At 71.2% G+C, this 19450-nt stretch carries 17 protein-coding genes; 11 read left to right on the forward strand and 6 right to left on the reverse strand.

What is annotated here, in order from left to right; all coding sequences use genetic code 11:
• Nucleotides 1-37: 37 nt before the first annotated feature.
• From HHX30_RS31120 to HHX30_RS42910, 4 genes are read right to left on the reverse strand one after another with little or no spacing between them, the layout of a single operon-like run.
• A complete protein-coding gene (locus HHX30_RS31120; RefSeq protein ID WP_169986360.1) occupies nucleotides 38-1078 on the reverse strand; it encodes a glycosyltransferase family 2 protein in 1041 nt (346 codons plus the stop codon).
• A 1-nt stretch (nucleotide 1079) separates the two neighbouring features.
• A complete protein-coding gene (locus tag HHX30_RS31125; protein WP_169986362.1) occupies nucleotides 1080-2111 on the reverse strand; it encodes a glycosyltransferase family 2 protein in 1032 nt (343 codons plus the stop codon).
• Nucleotides 2108-2809, reverse strand: coding sequence for a sulfotransferase family protein (locus HHX30_RS31130; protein WP_169986364.1), 702 nt, complete (start codon nucleotides 2807-2809; stop codon nucleotides 2108-2110). The genes HHX30_RS31125 and HHX30_RS31130 overlap by 4 nt, the downstream gene beginning before the upstream one ends.
• A gap of 6 nt (nucleotides 2810-2815) precedes the next feature.
• A complete protein-coding gene (locus HHX30_RS42910) occupies nucleotides 2816-3823 on the reverse strand; it encodes a glycosyltransferase family 2 protein (RefSeq protein WP_169986366.1) in 1008 nt (335 codons plus the stop codon).
• Between the two features lie 208 nt (nucleotides 3824-4031).
• Here HHX30_RS42910 and HHX30_RS31140 point away from each other — a divergent pair, with 208 nt between their 5' ends.
• The 6 genes from HHX30_RS31140 to HHX30_RS31165 all read left to right on the forward strand — a co-directional run bounded on the left by HHX30_RS31140 (nucleotide 4032) and on the right by HHX30_RS31165 (nucleotide 10212).
• Nucleotides 4032-5243 carry an endonuclease/exonuclease/phosphatase family protein gene (locus HHX30_RS31140; protein WP_169986368.1) on the forward strand — a complete coding sequence of 404 codons (1212 nt, stop codon included), beginning with the start codon at nucleotides 4032-4034 and terminating at the stop codon, nucleotides 5241-5243.
• A 69-nt stretch (nucleotides 5244-5312) separates the two neighbouring features.
• Nucleotides 5313-6395 (forward strand): glycosyltransferase family A protein, encoded by a 1083-nt coding sequence (locus HHX30_RS31145; RefSeq protein ID WP_169986370.1) that lies wholly within the window; start codon nucleotides 5313-5315, stop codon nucleotides 6393-6395.
• On the forward strand, nucleotides 6392-7387 hold the full coding sequence (locus HHX30_RS31150) for a lysylphosphatidylglycerol synthase domain-containing protein (protein ID WP_169986372.1): 996 nt from the start codon (nucleotides 6392-6394) through the stop codon (nucleotides 7385-7387). Before HHX30_RS31145 ends, HHX30_RS31150 begins: the two co-directional genes overlap by 4 nt.
• Before the next feature lie 248 nt (nucleotides 7388-7635).
• Nucleotides 7636-8571 (forward strand): cellulase family glycosylhydrolase, encoded by a 936-nt coding sequence (locus tag HHX30_RS43500; protein WP_211592813.1) that lies wholly within the window; start codon nucleotides 7636-7638, stop codon nucleotides 8569-8571.
• Nucleotides 8490-8765, forward strand: a complete 276-nt coding sequence (locus tag HHX30_RS43505; protein WP_311922945.1) for a cellulose binding domain-containing protein — start codon at nucleotides 8490-8492, stop codon at nucleotides 8763-8765. Before HHX30_RS43500 ends, HHX30_RS43505 begins: the two co-directional genes overlap by 82 nt.
• Before the next feature lie 415 nt (nucleotides 8766-9180).
• Nucleotides 9181-10212 carry a hypothetical protein gene (locus HHX30_RS31165; protein ID WP_169986374.1) on the forward strand — a complete coding sequence of 344 codons (1032 nt, stop codon included), beginning with the start codon at nucleotides 9181-9183 and terminating at the stop codon, nucleotides 10210-10212.
• A 227-nt stretch (nucleotides 10213-10439) separates the two neighbouring features.
• Here the strand turns inward: HHX30_RS31165 and HHX30_RS31170 are convergent, their stop codons facing one another.
• On the reverse strand, nucleotides 10440-11069 hold the full coding sequence (locus tag HHX30_RS31170) for a TetR/AcrR family transcriptional regulator (protein ID WP_169986376.1): 630 nt from the start codon (nucleotides 11067-11069) through the stop codon (nucleotides 10440-10442).
• A gap of 73 nt (nucleotides 11070-11142) precedes the next feature.
• Between HHX30_RS31170 and HHX30_RS31175 the strand changes: the two genes are divergently transcribed.
• Genes HHX30_RS31175 through HHX30_RS31195 form a run of 5 tightly spaced genes read left to right on the forward strand, consistent with a single transcriptional unit; the run spans nucleotide 11143 to nucleotide 18804 of the window.
• Nucleotides 11143-12474 carry an MFS transporter gene (locus HHX30_RS31175; RefSeq protein ID WP_169986378.1) on the forward strand — a complete coding sequence of 444 codons (1332 nt, stop codon included), beginning with the start codon at nucleotides 11143-11145 and terminating at the stop codon, nucleotides 12472-12474.
• A complete protein-coding gene (locus tag HHX30_RS31180) occupies nucleotides 12464-14119 on the forward strand; it encodes a glycoside hydrolase family 13 protein (protein WP_169986380.1) in 1656 nt (551 codons plus the stop codon). Before HHX30_RS31175 ends, HHX30_RS31180 begins: the two co-directional genes overlap by 11 nt.
• Nucleotides 14116-16140: an alpha-galactosidase gene (locus tag HHX30_RS31185; RefSeq protein WP_169986382.1), complete on the forward strand. Its 2025-nt coding sequence runs from the start codon at nucleotides 14116-14118 to the stop codon at nucleotides 16138-16140. Before HHX30_RS31180 ends, HHX30_RS31185 begins: the two co-directional genes overlap by 4 nt.
• The gene (locus HHX30_RS31190; RefSeq protein WP_169986384.1) at nucleotides 16130-17824 is read left to right on the forward strand and encodes a glycoside hydrolase family 2 protein; all 1695 of its coding nucleotides are present in this window, start codon (nucleotides 16130-16132) and stop codon (nucleotides 17822-17824) included. The genes HHX30_RS31185 and HHX30_RS31190 overlap by 11 nt, the downstream gene beginning before the upstream one ends.
• Nucleotides 17821-18804 (forward strand): DUF2804 domain-containing protein, encoded by a 984-nt coding sequence (locus HHX30_RS31195; protein WP_169986386.1) that lies wholly within the window; start codon nucleotides 17821-17823, stop codon nucleotides 18802-18804. The genes HHX30_RS31190 and HHX30_RS31195 overlap by 4 nt, the downstream gene beginning before the upstream one ends.
• A gap of 209 nt (nucleotides 18805-19013) precedes the next feature.
• Here HHX30_RS31195 and HHX30_RS31200 read toward each other — a convergent pair whose 3' ends face one another.
• A complete protein-coding gene (locus HHX30_RS31200; protein WP_169986388.1) occupies nucleotides 19014-19337 on the reverse strand; it encodes a hypothetical protein in 324 nt (107 codons plus the stop codon).
• Nucleotides 19338-19450: the final 113 nt, after the last annotated feature.

The raw sequence follows: 19450 nt of genomic DNA on the forward strand, positions 1-19450 counted from the left end.
GTCCCGGGGCGCGGCGGTGCGAGCGCGGCGAGCGCCGTCACATGGCCTCCCCGAGGGCCGAGGAGCGCATGGGCAGGTCGGGGTCGTAGAGCCGGCGGAACCTCGCCGAGCACAGCCAGCGCGCGGCCCCTGCCGCCACGCCGGCCGCGATGGTCACGTTCACCAGGAAGTGCACGGCGCCGAAGTAGAGCAGGAACAGCGGGCCGCGCCTGCGCAGCACGAAGCGGTACATGCCGAGGTCGGCCGCGACCGACACGGCCAGGGCGAGGGCCGGGAGCGCGGCGCCGGCCGCCCCGAGCGGCACCGCCACCGGTATCGCGGCCAGCGCCGCCAGCGCGGCGAGGCTGCCGCCGGCCCTGTTGGAGGTCTCGAACCCGCGGGCGAACCGCCGCCGCCGCGCGTACAGCGGCACCCGGGCACGGCCACGCCGGTACAGCTTGCGCAGCAGGCCGGGCAACTCGTGGTCGTGGTCGTGCCGCGAGCGGATCGCCGACGTGAGCACCATCCCGTATCGCTGGGTGAGGCGGTGGCCGTAGTCGACCTCCTCGGTCTCGCGCAGCCGGGTGTTGAACGGCCCGATCTCGTCGAACACGCGGCGGGGCATCGCCATCAGCGCCGAGAACAGGAACGAGATGGGCCCCTCGGAGCTCGCCGTCCAGTAGTAGTACTGCAGAGCGCGGTATTCCTCGACGAGGCTGTGACGGACCAGCGGCTCGGGGTCGTGGATGCTGCACACCGCCCCCAGCCGCGGATCGGCGGCGAGCATGCCCACGGCGACCTCGACGGCGTCGGGGTAGGCGGCCACGTCGGAGTCCACGAACACCAGGATTTCACCACGGGCGTGCGCGGCGCCCAGGTTTCGCGCCGCCGCCACCCCCATGTTGTGTTCCGTACGGACGACTCGGACGCCGAGCCGCCGCGCGACCTCGACCGAGTCGTCGGTGCTGCCGTCGTCCACCACGATCAGCTCGATCCGCCGGTAGGTCTGCGCCTGCATCGCCCGCAGGCACAGCTCCAGGGAGGCGGCGTAGTTGTAGTTGGGCACGATCACGGACACCAGGGGCGAGTGTTCGGTCATGTCACGCCTCCACCGACGCGGAGCGGGCGGGGATGTCGTAGGTACGCCGGAACCGGCTGGACAGCGCACACTGGGCGACGCCGGCGAACACCGCCACCGCGACGGTCACGTTCACCAGGAAGTGCACCGCGGCGAAATAGAGGGTGAACCGGATGCCGGCGTAGCCCAGGACGAAGCGGTACATGCCGAGGTCCGCCGCGATCGACGCGGCCAGCAGCGCGACCGGCGCCACCAGCCAGACCGGCCCGAGCAGCATCGGCAGCGGCGCGCAGAGCACGGCGAACAGGGCGGCGAGCGAGCCCCAGCCGCGGCTGCTCTGAGCCGGGCCGCCGTTGAAGTCCGGGCGGCGCAGGTACAGCGGGATGTGCAGGCGGGCGCGGTGGAAGAACTTCGACAGCACCACGCCGAGCCTGTCGTCGTGGTCGTGCCTGCCCCTGATCCGGTTGTCCAGCACGATGCGGTACCGCTGCGTGACCCGGTGGCCGTACTCCGCGTTCTCGCTGTGCCGCAGCGCGGGGTTGAGCGGGCCCACCTCGCGGAAGACCTCCGCCCGCATGGCGAACAGCGCGGAGTAGATCGTGGTGATCTCGCCCTCGTCGCCGGAGATCCAGTAGTGCAGCTGGAGGCTGCGATACCGCTCCACCCGGCTGTCCGGGATCAGCGGCTCCGGGTCGTAGGTGCCGCACACCACTCCCAGAGTGGGGTCGGAGGTGAGCAGGTCCACCGTGTGCTCGACCACGTCCTCGGCCAGGGCGAGGTCGGAGTCGAGGAAGAACAGCACGTCCCCGCGCGCGTACTGCACGCCGAGGTTGCGCGCCGCCGGAGCGCCGATGTTGGTCTCGGTCTCCACGACCCGCACCCCGTGCCGGTGCGCGATCTCCACCGAGTCGTCGGTGCTGCGGTCGTCGACGACGATCACTTCGATGTGCGGATAGGTCTGCCGCTCCAGGGCGCTCAGGCACAGGTCGAGCGTGCGGGCGTAGTTGTAGTTCGGCACGATGACCGAGACCAGCGGGCGTACCTGCGACGTCATCGATGTCCTCCTCGCCTCGTACGGCGCAGCAGCAACGGCAGGGGCCGGCTGAGGCCGCTCCTGGTGAAGTCCGTGGCGCCGTTCACCCGGGGGAACGGCTCGTCCGGAACCGGAACCCCGAGGAACTCGCACAGTGGGTTCCAGCCGTCGGCGGCGTCGAAGACGAGCAGCCGCTCGGCCGGGATGGCGGCGATCACCCTGGCCGCGTGCTCCTCGAACAGCCGGATGGCCCGTTCGGGTTCGCGGTCGGCGGGTGTCGCGAAGGTCCGCGCGTCGAGGGTCGTGTCGACCATCCTGACGAACGCGGCGAGGTCGGTGCGGAGCAGCGACGACAGCAGGACGGCGGCCCGGCCCGGCAGCGAATTTATGCGCCGCCGCTGAGCGAACAGCGTCCGCCGCATGCTCTCCAGCCAGCGGTCCGGGTCGCGTGTGGTGAGGATGACCTTGGCCTTCGGGTAGTGCTCGGCGAGCTGCCGCCAGTAGATCGAGGTCGGGCCGTCCACGCACGACTCGTAGCCGACGAGCAGATGGTCCCAGTCCACCTCGCGGGCCGTGGCGGCGGCGAGCCAGCTTCTGATCTGCCAGGGGTGGGTGAACACGTCCACCATGTGGTGGCACGGCCCGAAGCCGAGCCGTTCCAGCGCCGTCTTGAGGGAGAGCGTTCCCGTCCGGCCGAAGCCGGTTCCGATGACCTGCATCGCCGGTCAGTCCTGGGCCGCGAGCATCTGGGCGGGCTTCTCCAGGCGGGACAGCGCGAGACGCTGCAGGACGCCCACCGCTCCGCCGAGGGCGCCGGTGAAGGTGACGGCGAGGTGCACGCCGGAGAAGTAGACGCCGAACGCGGCCCCCCGCCGGGCGAAGGCGAAGCGGTGGGTGCCGGCGTCCAGGGCCGCGGCGGCGGCGACGAGCGCGGGTGACACGAGTGCCCCGGCCCGGCCCGCCACCATGGGCAGGGCGAGCGCCGGGACCGCGGCGAGCAGCAGGACGCCGCCGACCGCGCGGGGCACCGAGTCACCGGGCGTCTCGCCCTGGTGCCAGTCCAGGGCGCTCAGGCGGGCGCGGCGGAACACCTTGCGCAGGATCGTCCGTACGGTCGGGTCGTGGTCCTTCCTGCCGCGGATCGCGTCGCTCAGCTTCACCTGGTGGGACCGCGTCACCCGGATGCGGTAGTCGGAGGAGACGGTCTCGCGCAGGCGGGGGTCGAAGGGACCGACCTCGGCGAACACCTTGGCCGGGACGGCGAGCACGGACGCGTGCAGCTCCAGGGTGGGCCGGTGGGCGGGCATCCACCAGCGGTGCATCTGCACGGCGCGATACTGGGAGGCCAGGCTCTGGGACACCAGCGACTCGGGCCGCAGGACGCCGCCCAGCGCGCCGATCTCCGGGTGGGACTCCAGTATCCGCACCGCGTTCTCCACGGCGTCGGGGTCGAGCGCGATGTCGGCGTCGAGGAAGAACAGGATGTCTCCGGTGGCGTGCTCGGCGCCGAGGTTGCGCGCGGGGGTCGGGCCGCCGTTGACGTGGGTGCGCACCACCGTGGCGCCCTTCGCCTCGGCCACCCGTGCCGCGTCCTCGGTGCCGCAGTCGTCCACCACGATGACCTCGATGTGCGGATAGGTCTGCTCCTTCACCGCGTCGAGGCAGAGTCGCAGTACGTCGGACCGGTTGTAGCTGGGGATGATCACCGAGACGAGCGGGTGCTCCTGACTCATGATGTGCTCCAGAGGCCGGAGGTCGTCGGTTTCGAAACGTGCATGTCAGACCTCGTGTTCGGCCCACGCTAGGCACGGCGGCTTGTCCCAATCTTGTCGCGTACGTGCGGGCCGGCCGCGCCTCCCGCCGTCGGCGGCCGACAAGGATGCGACAAGGAGCGCTCAGTACGTTCGACGCCGGTCCACCCACCGAGGATGGTGTCGATTGATGAGCGATCGGGACGCCCTGGTCGAGGAGCAGTCCATCACCGCCCCGCCCGAGCCGGCGGCGAGCTGGGCGGCAAGCGTCCGCCGTTTCGTGCGTCCCCGGCGTCGCTGGTGCCTGGGCACCAGGCTGGTCGTGACCGCCACGGTGGCGTGGCTGCTCTTCGTGGTCTGCCACCTGCTGGCGAGCGGGCGGACGTCGCTGTGGGCGCCGCTCGAGCTGATCCCGCCGCTGCTGTTCCTGGCGGTCCCCGCGTTGCTGATGGTCGTGGCGCCACTGGCCCGGCCGGTCCGCTGGCGGATCATGTCGCTGCTGGTGGTCGCCGCGGTGCTCGGCGCCGGGCGGAGCGGAGTCAACTACGCCGCCCTCTGGTACACCCCGCCGCCCGCGCGCCCCGGAGCCATCACCGTCGTCGCCTGGAACACCGAGTTCTGGGACCAGGACCTGCGCAGCTCCGACCGCACCGGGTTCTCACCCGGGTTCTACGACTACCTCCACAAGCTGGACGCCGACGTCTACCTGCTGACGGAATACCTGCATATGGACGTGCGCCCGGCGCAGCGCTGGACGGGTGACCTGGCGCTACGCATCGACACGCTGGCGGAGCTGCGCCGCGAGTTCCCCGGCTACCACGTCGCGGTCTCCGGCGAGCAGATCACGCTCTCGCGGTTCCCCATCACCGGGCACCGCGGCCTCGACATGCGCCCGTGGTTGCCGGCCGACCAGAAGGAGATCCCCGAAGTCCTCCGGCACTGGCCGGAGGGGTACACGGTCGAGACGCTGCGCACCGACATCGACGTGAACGGCACCGTCGTCTCCTTCTACGACGCGCAGGTCTCCCAGCCCCCGCTCGAATGGCGGCTCTACAGCGCCGAGTCCCGCGACGTCAACCGGAGCAAGACTCTCCGGCGTGAGGCGAGCTACCACGCCATCAGCGCGGACATCGCGGCCAACCCCAACCCCGTGGTGCTCGCCGGCGACCTGAACACCTCCCCGGCCATGGGCATCCGCCGCCTGCTCCCCGAGGGGCTGGTCGACTGGACGCCCGCGCTCTCGTCCCTCTACCCGGCGACCTACCTGGCGGGGACCGCCGAGCTGTGGCGGATCGACTGGCTCTACACCACCCCCGACGTGACGGTGCACGACTACGAGCTGCCCGGCGCCGAGAGGCAGTCCGATCACCGGGCCCAGCGCATGCTCATGTCGGTGTCCTGACCGGCGCGGGCCCCGCAGACGACCCTGCCGACGACTCTGCCGACGACCTGACCGACGAGAGGAACGGACATGCCTGACGAGCCGATGTGGCGTGATGACGTCGCGGTCATCGTGCCGAACTACAACAAGAGGAAGACCCTGCGCGCCTGCCTGGAGTCGGTGTACGCGCAGACCTACCGCCCCGCCGAGGTCATCGTCGTCGACGACGTCAGCACCGACGGCTCGCTGGAGATAGCACGGGACTTCCCATGCACGATCGTCGAGTCGCCGTACAACGGGGGGCCCGCGGTGGCCCGCAACCTCGGGGTGGCGATGAGCTCGGCGCCGCTGCTGTTCTTCGTCGACTCCGACACGGCCCTCGCGCCGGACGCGATCCGCAACGCGGTCCAGGCGTACCGGAACACCCCGGACTGCGGCATGGTGCAGGGCATCTACGACGCCGATCCGCTGTACGACGACGGCCCGGTCGAGCGCTACCGGGTGCTGTGCGAGCACTACGAGCGCAGCCAGACCACGGCGACGTTCCTGTCCTGCACGCTGATCCCGCGCCATGTCTTCGAGGAGGCGGGACGGCTCGACGAGCGGCTGCGCGACGGCGAGGACTTCGAGTTCGGCACGCGTGTCCCGGCCCGCTACCGGCTGGTGGTGAGCACCTCGGTGGTGACGAAGGCCGACGACGAGGACCGGTTCTGGGGATGCCTCGTGGAGCGGTTCGTCCGGTCCACCACGCTACCGGTGATCATGGTGCGCGCCCGGCGGCTGCGCGACGAGGGGAAGGTGGGATTCCAGCTCAACATGATCGGAACGGGCCAGCACAAACGGCGCAAGCCCCCCAGCATCTCCTCGGCGTCCGCCACGGTCACCTTCCTCACCCTGCCGCTCGCGCTGGTCAGCCCCTGGATGCTGGCCGTGCCGGCGGCGACGCTCGGGGTGTTCCTGTGGAAGAACCGCAGATTCATCGGGTTCGCCCGCCGTCACGGGGGCGCCCGCTTCGCCTCGTGGGTCGCCTGGATGCAGCTCTGCTTCCACACCGCGTTCTTCCTCGGCGCCTGCGTGGGGCTCGTACGCGTCGCCTACGAACTGGGCCGCAGACAGGGTGAGCCGGTCAGGACGGGCCTGTCCCCGGTGCCATCGAGCGGTGCGCCCGAGTGAGGGCGACCAGGCTCCCCCGGCTGCCGCGCCCGGTCCGGCGGGCGCTGGTGGCCGCCTTCGTCCTCGTCGCCGTGGGCGCGATCGCGCTGACGCTGAGCCGGCTGGACTGGGGCGTGGTGGCCGTCCTGTTCGCCCGGCGCGACGCCGGGCAGATCGGTCTCCTGCTGAGCGGCGCGCTGCTGGCGAGCATGGCGGGACTGTCGTTCGGGTTCCTCGCCTGGCGTGTCGTTCTGCTGGAGAGCGGCCCCCCGGTCAGCGAGCCGCGGGTGGTGCGGATCTTCTTCGTCGGCTTCCTGTCCAAGTACGTCCCCGGGCGGGTGCCCGGCATGATCGCGATCACCAAGGTGGCCACGGCCAACGGCGTCGGCTTCGGCCGGCTGATGAGCACGGCCGCGCTCGTCATGAGCCTGGTGCTGCTGAGCGGGTTCACGGTCGGGCTGCTCGCGGGCGTGCAGATGCTGGGCGCCCGGGCGGCGTGGCTCGCGGGCGCCGCCGTGCTGATCGTGCTCGTCCTGGTGCGCCCGCAGATCGTCAACCGGGGCTCGGCGCTGCTGCTGCGGCTGCTGCGCCGTCCCTCGGCGGCCCAGGCCGTCTCGGTCCGGGGAGTGCGGCTCGCGGTCGCCTGGCAGAGCCTGTCCTGGGTGGTCACCGGGCTGCACCTGTGGCCCCTGGCCATCGCGGTGGGCGCGCCCCCGTCGCGCTCGCTCGCCCTGTGCGTCGGCGCGTTCACGCTCGCCACGACGGTCGGCATCGCCAGCGTGTTCATCCCCGACGGCATCGGCGTCCGCGAGGCGGTGCTGGCGGCCGCGCTGGCCCTGGTGCTCCCCGCCCCCGCCGCCGCGGTGGTGGCCCTGGCGAGCCGCCTGGTCTCCACCGTCAGCGAGGTCGTCCTCGGCGCGGCCGCCCTTGCCGCCGCCGAATATTTCATCCGCCGCAAGCCGCGGAGTTTCTCTGGGCTCCAAACTATTGACGGTGAATCCGCTGGTGTGTGAGCCTTCCCTTTCAGATTTCCATGCACGCGGGAGAAGGACGGTCAGGGTCTCCGCCTGATCGTGCATGGCCGGTCGTCCGTACTCGGAGGGAACCGTCCATGCGAAGACTCGCCCCCTTGCTCGTGGTCGTCCCGCCGGGCCCGGCTTCGTCCACCACGTGACGATCGCCCGGGCGTTCTCCGCTCCGGATCGTCGGGACCCCCACCACGAGGTAGGTACATGAAGGCCCGTCCACCGACGTCGCCAACGTGATCTCCCTGTGCAAGCAGAACCGGCTGATCTGCGTGCTGGAGGTGCACGACACCACCGGGTACGGCGAGGAGGGCGCCGCCGCCTCACTCGACGAAGCGGTCAACTACTGGATCAGCCAGAAGAGCGTCCTGGTCGGCCAGGAGAACTACGTCGTCATCAACATCGGCAACGAGCCGATCGGCAACACCAACCCCGGTCAGTGGACCGACGCCACCGCGAACGCGATCAGGAAGATGCGCGGCAACGGCTTCGAGCACCTGCTCATGGTCGACGCGCCCAACTGGGGCCAGGACTGGCAGTACGTCATGCGCGACAACGGCCAGACGATCCTGGACGCCGACAGCCGGCACAACACCGTTCTGTCGATCCACATGTACGCCGTGTTCAACACCGCCGCGAGCATCGTCGACTATCTCAACCGGTTCCAGGCCAAGGGGTGGCCACTGGTCATCGGCGAGTTCGGCTGGCGGTTCAACTCGGGCGAGGTGGACCACGAGACGATTCTGTCCGAGGCGCAGGCGCGTGGCCTCGGCTGGATCGCCTGGTCCTGGAGCGGGAACACCGACCCGATCCTGGACATGACGGTCAACTTCGACCCGAAGCAGCTCACCACCTTCGGCACGAGGATCTTCAACGGCGCCAACGGCATCAAGGCGACGGCCAAGGAGGCGTCGATCTACAGCGGCAGCAGCCCCTCGCCGTCGCCCAGCGCCTCACCGTCGAAGTCGCCTCGCCGAGCCCGTCGCCGAGCGCGTCCCCGTCGAAGTCCCCCTCGCCGTCTCCTTCGCCGTCTCCTTCGCCGTCTGCGAGCGTCTCTCCCGGGCCCGGCGGCTGCTCGGCCACCTACCAGGTGGTCGGCCAGTGGGGCGGCGGTTTCCAGGCCGAGGTCAAGGTCACCGCGGGCGGCTCGGCGATCAGGGGCTGGACCGTGACGTGGACCTTCGCCAGCGGCCAGACCGTCACCAACGCCTGGAACGCGACGGTCAACAGCAGCGGGGCGAGCGTGACCGCCCGCAACATGAGCTACAACGGCAGCCTCGGCGCCGGGGCCGGCACGACCTTCGGGTTCCTCGGGTCGTGGAACGGCGGCAACAGCGTCCCCACGCTGTCCTGCACCGCGAGCTGACCGGGTGAACAGTGCGGGCCGGGCGCGGAGTGCGCCCGGCCCGCGACCGTGAGGTGGGACATGGCCCCACTCACCGTGCTGGGCCTCGGATGGCCGGAGAATCTGAAATCAGTCGATCCCCCCACGACCTGCCGGAAGGCGACCGGGCCGTCCTCATGGCGCGGATTGCCCCGAATGGAGTCGGTGGATATGGGGAAGGTCTCCACAATCCCTCGGAAGTGACACGGTTTGGCAACGAATTCGCCGGTCACTCCCGTCGGATATCGGGGCAGGGCGCTCCGATACGGCCGCCGCCACTCGGCGGAGACCATCGGATCGACGATACGGAGGAACGGTGATGCCGACCAACCCCCACCACCCGAAGACAGGACTGTGGTCCCGATCGGGTGGGCCACGCCGGCGCATCTCCCCACCCATGATCCTCGCGACCGCGTTCGTGCTGACCGCGGCGGGCGGCGCCGGGGCGTCGGCGGCCTCCGCCGCCACGCCCGTCAATCCGCCGCCCGAGACGTCGGAGCCCGTCGTGACGGCCACCGTGACGATCACGCCGACGGCGGGCCCGGCGGAGACGGCCACCGGCTCCCCCGCGGCGACCCCCACCACCGAGGTCCCCCTGGTGGGCCCGTTCCTCGGCGCGCTGCACGGCGAGGTGGTCGTGCCCACCAAGGACGGATGCGGCACCGTCACCGTCTTCACCCAGACCGGGCAGGCCATCGCGGTGGCGGAGGACTCGATCACTGTCCGCAGCCAGGACGGCTTCGAGCGGTCGTACGCGATCGCCGACTCCACGCGGGTGTTCACCGGGCGCCGCGGCGGCGAGCTCCGGCAGGACGCCTGGATCTCGGTGGTCGCGGCCGCACAGCCCGCCCCGCAGAGCCCCGCCCCGCTTCCGACCGATACGCCGACGCCGCCCGACAGCACTCCCACCCCGCCCGAGGGCACCCCGACCCCGCCCGAGGGGACGCCGACCCCGCCCGAAAGCACCCCGACGCCGCCGTCGGAGAGCACGCCGACTCCTCCGGAGAGCACGCCGACGCCGCCCGAAGGCACTCCGGCTCCCTCCGAGGGCACGCTCACACCACCCGCGGACTCCCCCACTCCTCTTCCGGGCGGGACGGACTCCGTCCCTCCGCCGATCGAGGAGACGACGCCCGCCGCCCCGCAGGGGGAGACGGCTGCGGCGGCCGCCTACGTCTTCGACCTCTCACGGCCGAGCAAGCGGCTGTGGTACCTCGGCAAGAGCACGCCGTACTCCCCGCAGTGGCGCTCCGGGAAGCCCGTCTGGCGCACCCCCAAGCCCTGCCCGACGCCGACGCTCACCCCCACCGAGCCGCCGGCCGCCACGCCCGAGCCGACCGCGACCCCCACGGAGACCACGGCTCCCACCACGGCTCCCAGCCCTGAGCCGACGCCTTCGGACACCCCGACCCCGAGTCCCGCATCCTGATCCCGTGCCGGCCGGCCCTCGCATCACCAGCGGGGGCCGGCCTTCGTCTGCCCCGGCCGGCATGAATCGACTCGCTGCGAATCTCGTGCGGGCACCGGCGGCCGAGGGCGTGCCGCTCGCTTGCCTTCGGGCTGATCTTCGGGACCCTGCTCGGCGTGGTTTTCACGGCGCCGGCCGGTTCCCGGGCGCGAACAGCCCCCGGTCTTCCGATCGGCGTGTCAGGGTCGTCAGCCGAGCGAGGACACATCGGCGAAGTAGGCCCTCAGGAGCCTGCGCCCCTGCTCGACCATCGCGGGGTCCCCCTGCGGCGAGGCTGTGAAAGCGAGCTGGAGTGCGGCCGCGGTGGCCTGGATGGCCAGCCGCATCACGCGGTAGGGATCGGGCAGCGGCGGCAGCCCGGCCTCGTCCAGGGCGAAGTGATAGAGCCGCTCGGCCAGCACGTCTCCGCCCTCCTCCGCCTCGCCCGGGGGCAGGAAAGTCGCCCCGCCGGGCCGGGTGTCGGCGAAGTCGACCACGGTGTAACCGGGGACGGTCCTGCGCATCTCGACCGTCTCGGTCAGGACGAGCTCCGCCGCGCGCGGCCAGGTGAGCGGCCCCTCCGCGGCCACCCTGCGACGTAGCCGCACCAGGAGCAGCTCCAGGTTGCGCAGTGCCAGCTCGCGCAGCATCCCGGACTTGCCGTCGAAGAACTGGTAGATGGTGCCGCTCGGCACTTCGGCCCGTCTGGCGACGTCGACGATGGTCAGCGCGTCGAGGCCCACCTCGTCGAGGAGGCGGGCACAGGCGTCGAGGATGCGCTCGACCCTGTCGATGCTGCGCTTTTGGACCGGCCGCCGCCGGACGCCGGGATTGTTCACCGATCTGTCTTAACATAACGCCCTGTCATGTTCTAACGTGGCACCCTGTCATGTTTGAACCTCAAGGACTCAGATGGACGAGGTGCGCGTCACGCCCGTCGAACGGGTGACCACCGGCTGGATGACCCTGCTGGCGCTCGCCCAGATGGGCGTCATCATGGCGATGACCGTCGGCAACCAGATCCTGCTGCCCTCCCAAGTGGCGCACATCGACCCGGCGCACAAGGAGGCGTCGCTGGCGACAGTGTTCGCCGTCGGCGCCGTCTGCACGATCATCGCCAACCCTCTGTTCGGCGCCCTGTCCGACCGGACCCGTTCCCGGTTCGGCCGGCGCCGTCCCTGGATCGTGGGGGGAGCGCTGGTCTGCGCCGCGTCCCTGGTGTTCCTCGCCTGGCAGGAGTCGCTGGCCGGGCTGGTCGCCGGCTGGGCGGTGGCCCAGCTGGCGTTCACCGCCGCCCTGGCCGCGGCCATCGCCACCGTGCCCGACCAGGTGCCCGTCCGTCAGCGGGGCAAGGTGTCCGCGCTGGCGGGCGTGGGCCAGCTGACCGGTCCGCTGCTGGGCGGGGTCGTGGCCACCGTCCTGCTGACCGGCGCGAAGGCCGGGTTCCTCGCGATGGCGGCGCTGATCCTGCTGCTCGTGCTGCCGTTCGGCCTGTTCACCCGCGAACCCGCGGAAACCACTGCCGCCGCTGCCGCCACCGCCGCAGTCGCTGTCGGAACCACCGCCCCCGCGGCCGCAGCCGTCGCCACCGCCGCGGGCACGGCGGGGTCGCCGCCGTTCGACGTGCGGTCCTTCCTGCGCGGCCTGTGGGTGAGCCCGCGCAGGCATCCCGACTTCGCCTGGTCCTGGCTGAGCCGGCTCTTGATCACCCTCACGCTCGCGATGGCGATCGGTTATCTGCAGTACTACCTGCGGGACGCGGTCCACTACGAGCGGCTCTTCCCCGATTCGACCGTCGAGCAGGGCGTCGTGGTCCTCGTGGCGGTGTTCACGCTGAGCAGCGTCGTGCCGACCCTGCTCGCGGGCTGGCTGTCCGACCGGTACGGCAGCCGCAGGCCCGCGGTCTTCGTCGGCGGCCTAACGATGGCCGCGTCCGGACTGGTGCTGACGTTCCTGACCAGCTGGTCCGCCGCCATCGCGGCATCCGTCCTGCTCGGCGCGGGCTACGGCATGTTCGCCGCCGTCGACCAGGCGATGGTCACCCAGTTGCTGCCCGCGGACGCCGACCGGGCCAAGGACCTCGGCATCGTGAGCCTGGCCAACTCCGCGTCCAACACGCTCGGCCCGGTGATCGCCGCACCGCTGGTCACCTCGGCCGGCGGTTACCCGCTCATGTACGGCGTGGCGGCGGGCTTCGCCACGCTCGGGGCCTGTCTGATCTGGAGGATCCGCGGTGTCCGCTGACAACCACTCCGCCGAGAGCCCCGCGCAGCCGTACGACCAGGGGGCCTGGTGGCGGGACGCGGTGGTCTACCAGGTGTATCCGCGCAGTTTCGCCGACGCGAACGGCGACGGCGAAGGGGACCTGCCCGGCGTGCTCTCCCGCCTCGACCACCTGACCGACCTGGGGGTGGACGCGATCTGGCTGAGCCCGTTCTACCCCTCGCCGCTGGCCGACGGCGGCTACGACGTGGCCGACTACTGCGACGTCGATCCCCGGTATGGCGCGCTGGCCGACTTCGACGCGCTCGTGGCGGCGGCCGCGGCGAAGAACATCAAGGTGATCGTCGACATCGTCCCCAACCACTGCTCGGCGGAGCATCCGTGGTTCCGTGCGGCGCTGGCCGCCGGTCCCGGCAGCCCCGAGCGCGAGCGGTTCGTCTTCCGCGACGAGCCGAACAACTGGCAGTCCGTGTTCGGCGGCCCGGCCTGGACGCAGGTGCCCGACGGGCAGTGGTACCTCCACCTGTTCGACTCCGGGCAGCCCGACTGGAACTGGCGGCACCCCGACGTGGTCGCCATGTTCGAGCGGGTGCTGCGGTTCTGGCTGGACCGGGGCGTGGCCGGGTTCCGGATCGACGTGGCCAACATGCTGTTCAAGCAGGAGGGCCTGCCCGACGTGGTGCCGGGCAGCCAGGGCGGCCCGCTCACCCCCGGTCACGCGGCCGTGCCGTACGAACACCAGCCGGAGCTCCTGGAGCTCTACCGGTCCTGGCGCAAGATCCTCGACTCCTACCCCGGCGACCGTGGCACCGCGCCCGCCTGCACCGTGGCGGAGATGTGGTTCGGTCATCCCGACCAGGCCAGGCCTTACCTGACGGGAGACGGGCTGGCCCAGTTGTTCGGCTTCGGCCTGATGCCGACCCCGTGGTCGGCCGGGGAGTTCCGCGCGGTCATCGACGCGTCACACCGGCTCGCGCGTGAGACGGGCGGGTCGATCCCTTGGGTGCTGGGCAACCACGACGTGCCGCGCATGGTGACCAGGTTCGGCGTCGACCAGGACCTGGTCCGCGCGCCCACCCCGGAGGTGCTGCTCGGCCGGATGGACGTCGACGCCGAACTGGGCACCGGGCGCGCTCGCGCGGCGGCGCTGCTACTGCTCGCCCTGCCCGGCGGGGCCTACATCTACCAAGGAGACGAACTGGGCCTGCCGGAACATCTCGCCATTCCGGACGAGGCCCGGCAGGATCCCATGTTCGAGCGCACGCTGCGCACGTTCATCGGCAGGGACGGCTGCCGGGTGCCCCTCCCCTGGTCGGGCGTGGCCCCGCCGTACGGGTTCGGAGCCGGCGACACCTGGCTGCCACAGCCGGAGGACTGGGCGGAGCTGACCGTCGCCGCGCAGCGGGACGACCCCGGCTCGACGCTGAACCTCTACCGCGCCGCGCTCGCGATCCGGCGCGAGCACCCGGCGCTCGGCGACGGCGACCTGACCTGGCTGGACGCGCCTCCCGGGGTGCTGGCCTTCGCCCGCGACCCCGGCTTCACGCTGATGGTGAACTTCGGCACGGAGCCGGTGCCCCTCGCCTGGCACCACGACGTGCTGCTCGCCAGCGGGCCCCTCGACGGCGATCTGCTGCCGCCCGACACCGGAGTGTGGCTGTCATGATCGATTGTCCAGAGCCCGGATTGTGGCTGCTCACCACCCCGTCCAGCGCGTACGCCGTGCGGCTCGGGCCGGACGGCGCGCCGCGCAGCGCGCACTGGGGGCCGCGGCTCACGCTCGACCAGGCCCGCGTGCTGCCCGCCGGAGCCGAGGAACTGCCCGTCGAGGGCGGCGACCGGTTCGGCGTGGCCGGCCTGCAGGTCAGGTATGGCGACGGCGTACGCGGGGTCGAGTGGCGTCATCTCGGCGACGACGTCGACGGCGGCCATCTGACGATCAGGATGGCCGACCGGCACTACCCGTTGGAGATCGACCTCCATTACCTGATCAGGCCGGACAGCGACGCCGTCGACCGCTGGACGACCCTGCGCAACACGGGCGACGGGCCGATCACGGTCCTGCGCTGTGACTCGGCGGCCTGGGCGGTTCCGCGGCGCGAGGACTACCGGCTGACCCACGTCACCGGCGAGTGGGGAGCGGAGTTCCAGGTCCGGCGTACGGCACCGGCGGTGGCCGAGACCGTGCTGACCAGCAGGCGCGGGCACAGTGGCCACCACGCCAACCCGTGGGTGATGATCGACGCGGGTGATGCGACCGAGGACCGCGGCGAGGTGTGGAGCGCGGCGCTCGCCTGGAGCGGAAGCTGGCGCATCACCGTCGAACGCGACCACGACGGCCGCGTGGGCTGGAGCGGCGGGTTCGGGCACGAGGGGGTGACCTGGCGGCTCGGACCCGGCGAATCCCTGGAGACGCCCGCGTTCACCGGGGTCTATTCGGCCGAGGGGTTCGGCGGGGTCAGTCACCGGTGGCACGAGCACATCCGCCGCCACGTGCTGCCCGCGCCCGGCCGGGTCAGGCCGGTGGTCTACAACTCGTGGGAGGCGACCGAGTTCGACGTCTCCCAGGCCCAGCAGATGGAGCTGGCCGAGCTCGCCGCGGGCATCGGCGTGGAGCTGTTCGTCATGGACGACGGCTGGTTCGGCGGCCGCACGGGCGCGTTCGCCGGCCGTACGGGCGAGACGGCCGGCCTGGGCGACTGGTGGCCGAACCCCGACCGGTTCCCCCACGGCCTCACCCCACTGATCGACCACGTGAAGCGGCTCGGCATGAGGTTCGGTCTGTGGGTGGAGCCGGAGTCGGTCAATCCCGACAGCGAGCTCTACCGCACCCGCCCCGAGTGGGTGTTGGGCCAGCCGAACCGGCGCGCGACCGAGGTGCGCGACCAGCTCCTGCTCGACTTCTCCCGGGACGACGTCGCCGAATGGGCGTACGACCGGCTGGACGAGCTGGTGACCCACAACGACATCGCGTTCCTGAAGTGGGACATGAATCGGCCGATCACCGAGGCCGGCGACGAGGTGTGGGTGCCGTACATCAGGAACGTGTACGCCGTGGTGGACCGGCTGCGCGCGACCCACCCGCACCTGACGATCGAGGGCTGCGCGAGCGGCGGGGGCCGCGCCGACCTCGGGATGCTCGCCGGGACCGACCAGATCTGGACCTCGGACAACACCGACGCCACCCAGCGGATCGCGATCCAGCACGGCTACGGCCAGGTCTACCCGGCCTGCACGATGGGCGCCTGGGTGACCGACAGCCCCAACGCGCTCACCGGCAGGCCGACGCCGCTCGCCTTCCGCTTCCACGTCGCGATGTCCGGCGCGCTCGGCATCGGCGGCGACCTGGGGCGCTGGAGCCCGGCCGACCTGGAGCAGGCGAAACACCTGATCGAGCAGTACAAGCTGATCCGCCCGGTCGTCCACGAGGGCCGGATGGACCGCCTCGCCGACTGGGCCGTGCAGTACACCCTCGATCCGCACGTCGTGGTGCTCTCCTGGCGGCCGACCACGCTGGTCCGCGTGACGGCCCCCGTACGGCTGAGAGGCCTGGATCCGGACGGCGTCTATCGCGACGAGGACACCGGGGAGACGCACCACGGCGGGCTGCTGATGAGCCACGGGCTGCCCAGGCCGTGGCCGTTCGACGCCACCAGCGAACTGAAGAGGCTCACCCGTGTCGGATGATCCGCTCCCGGAGTACCCGCGGCCCCAGCTCGTCCGCGACAGCTATTTCAACCTCAACGGCCGCTGGGAGTACGCGATCAGGGACTACGCCCCGGAGACGTACGACGGCGAGATCCTCGTGCCGTACTCGCCGGAGGCGCCGCTGTCCGGGGTGAACCGGCAGCTGCTCCCCGGGGAGACCCTCTGGTATCGACGCTGGTTCGACCTGCCGGACGACTTCGCCGACGGGCGGGTGATCCTGCACTTCGGCGCGGTCGACCAGACCTGCCGGGTGTGGGTCAACGACGACGAGGTCGGCGGTCACACCGGCGGCTACCTGCCGTTCTCGTTCGACGTCACCGACGCGCTGCGCCCGTCGGAGAACATCCTGGTCGTCGCCGTGCGGGACGACACCGGGAACGGTTCGCGGGGCAAGCAGCGGCTGCGGCGCGGGGGCATCTGGTACACCGCGCAGTCGGGCATCTGGCAGACGGTCTGGGCCGAGCGCGTGCCCGAGGTCCACGTCGAACGGCTCACGCTGACCCCGCTCCTCGACGACTCATGCGTGGAGGTGACGGTCCACGCGTCCGGCGGGGAGCCTGGCGAAGCGCGCGTCGAGATCTCGGCCGGAGGCGAAACGGTCGCGCGGGTCACGGCCGCTGCCGGGCAGCCGGTGCGCGTCCCCCTGCCCGAGGTGCGCGCCTGGAGCCCCGAAGATCCTTACCTGTACGACGTCACCGTCTCGCTCGGCGCGGACCGCGTGCGGAGCTACTTCGGCATGCGCTCCTTCTCGGTCGGGCCCGACGCCGACGGCGTCCCCCGGCTGCTGCTGAACGGCCGGCCGTACTTCCACGCCGGGGTGCTCGACCAGGGCTACTGGCCGGACGGCCTCTACACGCCGCCGTCGGACGAGGCGATGATCCACGACATCGCCACCGTGAAGCGGCTCGGCTTCACCATGCTGCGCAAGCACATCAAGATCGAGCCGCTGCGCTGGTATCACCACTGCGACCGGCTCGGCATCCTCGTCTGGCAGGACATGGTGAACGGCGGGGAGCCGTACCGTCCGTGGGTCGTCACCACGCCGGCGTTCCTGCCCGCCGTCCGGTTGGACGACCGACGCCACCGCAGGTTCGGCCGGGCCGACGCGGCGGGGCGTACGGCGTTCGAGGCCGAGGCGCGCGCCACGGTCGAGCACCTGCGCAACGTGGTGAGCCTGGCGGTCTGGGTGCCGTTCAACGAGGGCTGGGGCCAGTTCGACGCCGCGCGGATCGCCGGGGAGCTCGCCCGGCTCGACCCGACGCGTACGGTCGACCACGCCAGCGGCTGGCACGACCAGCGCGCGGGCGACCTGCGCAGCCTGCACGTCTACTTCCGCCGGTTCCGCCCGCCGCGGCCCGACGGGCGGGTGCTCGTGTTGTCCGAATACGGCGGGTACGGTCTGCGGGTCGAGGGCCACGTCTGGGGCGAGAAGGAGTTCGGCTACCGGCGGTACGGCACGGCGGACGCGCTTGGCGAGGCGTTCGCCCGGGTGCACGAGGAGCAGATCATCCCGGCCGTCGCGCGCGGCCTGAGCGCGACCGTCTACACCCAGTTGTCCGACGTCGAAGACGAGATCAACGGCCTGCTCACCTACGACCGGGCGGTGCTCAAACTCCCCGAGGACCTCGTACGCTCGATCACGGAAAGGCTCAGGTTCGCATGACCACGCACGAGCGGGAGATCACCGAGCCGGTCGACCTGTGCCTGCCGGACGGGCGGCTCAACCCCGGCTCGGTCGGCTGGAGCCGCCGTCCGCTGCACCGGGGCAACCTGCGCGGCTGGGGCCGGCGCAAGCGCTGGGAATACTGGGGGATCGTCACCCCCCGCCACATCATGGGCCTGGTCGCGTCGTCGCTGGACTACGCCGCGGTGAACGGAGTGTACGTGCTCGACCGGGACACCCGTGTGGAGACCGCCAGGGACGCCGTGGTGCCGCTGGCCCGCGGCGCCGTCTTCCCCGACCGCAGCGGAACCGGGACGACGTCCGTCCGGGGCGGCGGCGTGACGATCGACATCGAGCAGGGTGTTTCCGGCACCGCGATCCGGGCCGCGGCGCCCGGCATCGAGCTCGATCTGGAGGTGCCGCTGCCGGAGGGCCACGAGTCGCTCGGCGTGGTGGTTCCGTGGGGGCAGAACCGGTTCCAGTACACGGTGAAGGACGTCGGCCGTCCGGTGCGTGGGCGGCTGCGGCTGGAGGCGGCCGAGTTCAACGTCAACGAGGCGGACTCGTTCGCCGTGCTCGACCACGGCCGTGGGAAGTGGCCGTACTCGATCACGTGGAACTGGGCGGCGGGCAGCGGCCCCGGCCGGGCGATCCAGCTCGGCGGCAAGTGGACCGACGGCACCGGTTCGACGGAGAACGCCCTGTTCCTCGGCGGCCGCCTGCACAAGATCGGCAATGAGCTGGAGTGGTCGTACGACCGCGCCGACTGGCTGCGCCCGTGGCGGATCACCGGCCCGCGGGTGGAGGTGGAGTTCCACCCGTTCCACGAGAAGGTGGCCCGCACCGAGCTCGGCCTGGTGGGCAACGAGACGCACCAATGCTTCGGCCACTTCTCGGGACGGGCCCGGGCCGACGACGGCGCCTGGGTGAACCTCGACGGCCTCACCGGCTGGGCCGAGGAGGCCCGCAACCGCTGGTGATCGGGTAGAGAAGCCTGGGCTCCGGCGGTTCCGTCGCCGGAGCCCTTGTCCTGCTCTGCGGAACGAACGCATCCGAGTTCGAAAACGCTCACCGACGAGTCCGTGCGCGAGCGCTCGCGCTCGGGGCATCTCTCATATGAGCCGACGCCACGCCGCTCATGGACATCGCCGCCCGTGTTGTTCATTCCGCAGGCCGTCAGGCCGGCCTTCTAGTTCATGCAGCCGAGCAATCCAGGGAGCAGGTCGGGGCAGTTGCCGGCGACGCAGACGTCCCAGAGGATGTCGTCGAGGTCCGAGCAGGAGTTCTGGCATCCGTTCCGGAAGCATCCGTTCTGGAAGGCTCCGTTCTGGACGCGGCTGTTTTCGAAGGTGTTGTTGAACCCGTTGTCGAACTCGTTGGTACACGGGTTGGTACAGCCCCAGCCAGTCGGGGCGGTTGACGCGCTCGCGGCGGTGGCGCCTGCGGCGAGGGCGCCACCACCAAGCGCGGCGGAAAGTGCGAGTCCGGCGATGACCTTCTTGAGCTTGGGCATTTCGTCCCCCTCTAAAGGATCAACTGCCTAATGTGTACGACATTCCCCAATGAGAAGGAATATCGCCTAATGACCGTTAAGTGGTCATTGCCCCGCGACGACATTGTTTCCGG

The sequence above is a fragment of the Microbispora sp. H10836 genome (genome assembly GCF_012999525.1).
In the GTDB taxonomy this organism is placed as follows: domain Bacteria; phylum Actinomycetota; class Actinomycetes; order Streptosporangiales; family Streptosporangiaceae; genus Microbispora.

Bases quoted from the DNA above. Each gene is read 5' to 3' on its own strand.
- HHX30_RS31120 (WP_169986360.1), bottom strand. From the start codon at position 1,078: ATGACCGAACACTCGCCCCTGGTGTCCGTGATCGTGCCCAACTACAAC.
- HHX30_RS31125 (WP_169986362.1), bottom strand. From the start codon at position 2,111: ATGACGTCGCAGGTACGCCCGCTGGTCTCGGTCATCGTGCCGAACTAC.
- HHX30_RS31130 (WP_169986364.1), bottom strand. From the start codon at position 2,809: ATGCAGGTCATCGGAACCGGCTTCGGCCGGACGGGAACGCTCTCCCTC.
- HHX30_RS42910 (WP_169986366.1), bottom strand. From the start codon at position 3,823: ATGAGTCAGGAGCACCCGCTCGTCTCGGTGATCATCCCCAGCTACAAC.
- HHX30_RS31140 (WP_169986368.1), top strand. From the start codon at position 4,032: ATGAGCGATCGGGACGCCCTGGTCGAGGAGCAGTCCATCACCGCCCCG.
- HHX30_RS31145 (WP_169986370.1), top strand. From the start codon at position 5,313: ATGCCTGACGAGCCGATGTGGCGTGATGACGTCGCGGTCATCGTGCCG.
- HHX30_RS31165 (WP_169986374.1), top strand. From the start codon at position 9,181: ATGATCCTCGCGACCGCGTTCGTGCTGACCGCGGCGGGCGGCGCCGGG.
- HHX30_RS31175 (WP_169986378.1), top strand. From the start codon at position 11,143: ATGGACGAGGTGCGCGTCACGCCCGTCGAACGGGTGACCACCGGCTGG.
- HHX30_RS31185 (WP_169986382.1), top strand. From the start codon at position 14,116: ATGATCGATTGTCCAGAGCCCGGATTGTGGCTGCTCACCACCCCGTCC.
- HHX30_RS31195 (WP_169986386.1), top strand. From the start codon at position 17,821: ATGACCACGCACGAGCGGGAGATCACCGAGCCGGTCGACCTGTGCCTG.
- HHX30_RS31200 (WP_169986388.1), bottom strand. From the start codon at position 19,337: ATGCCCAAGCTCAAGAAGGTCATCGCCGGACTCGCACTTTCCGCCGCG.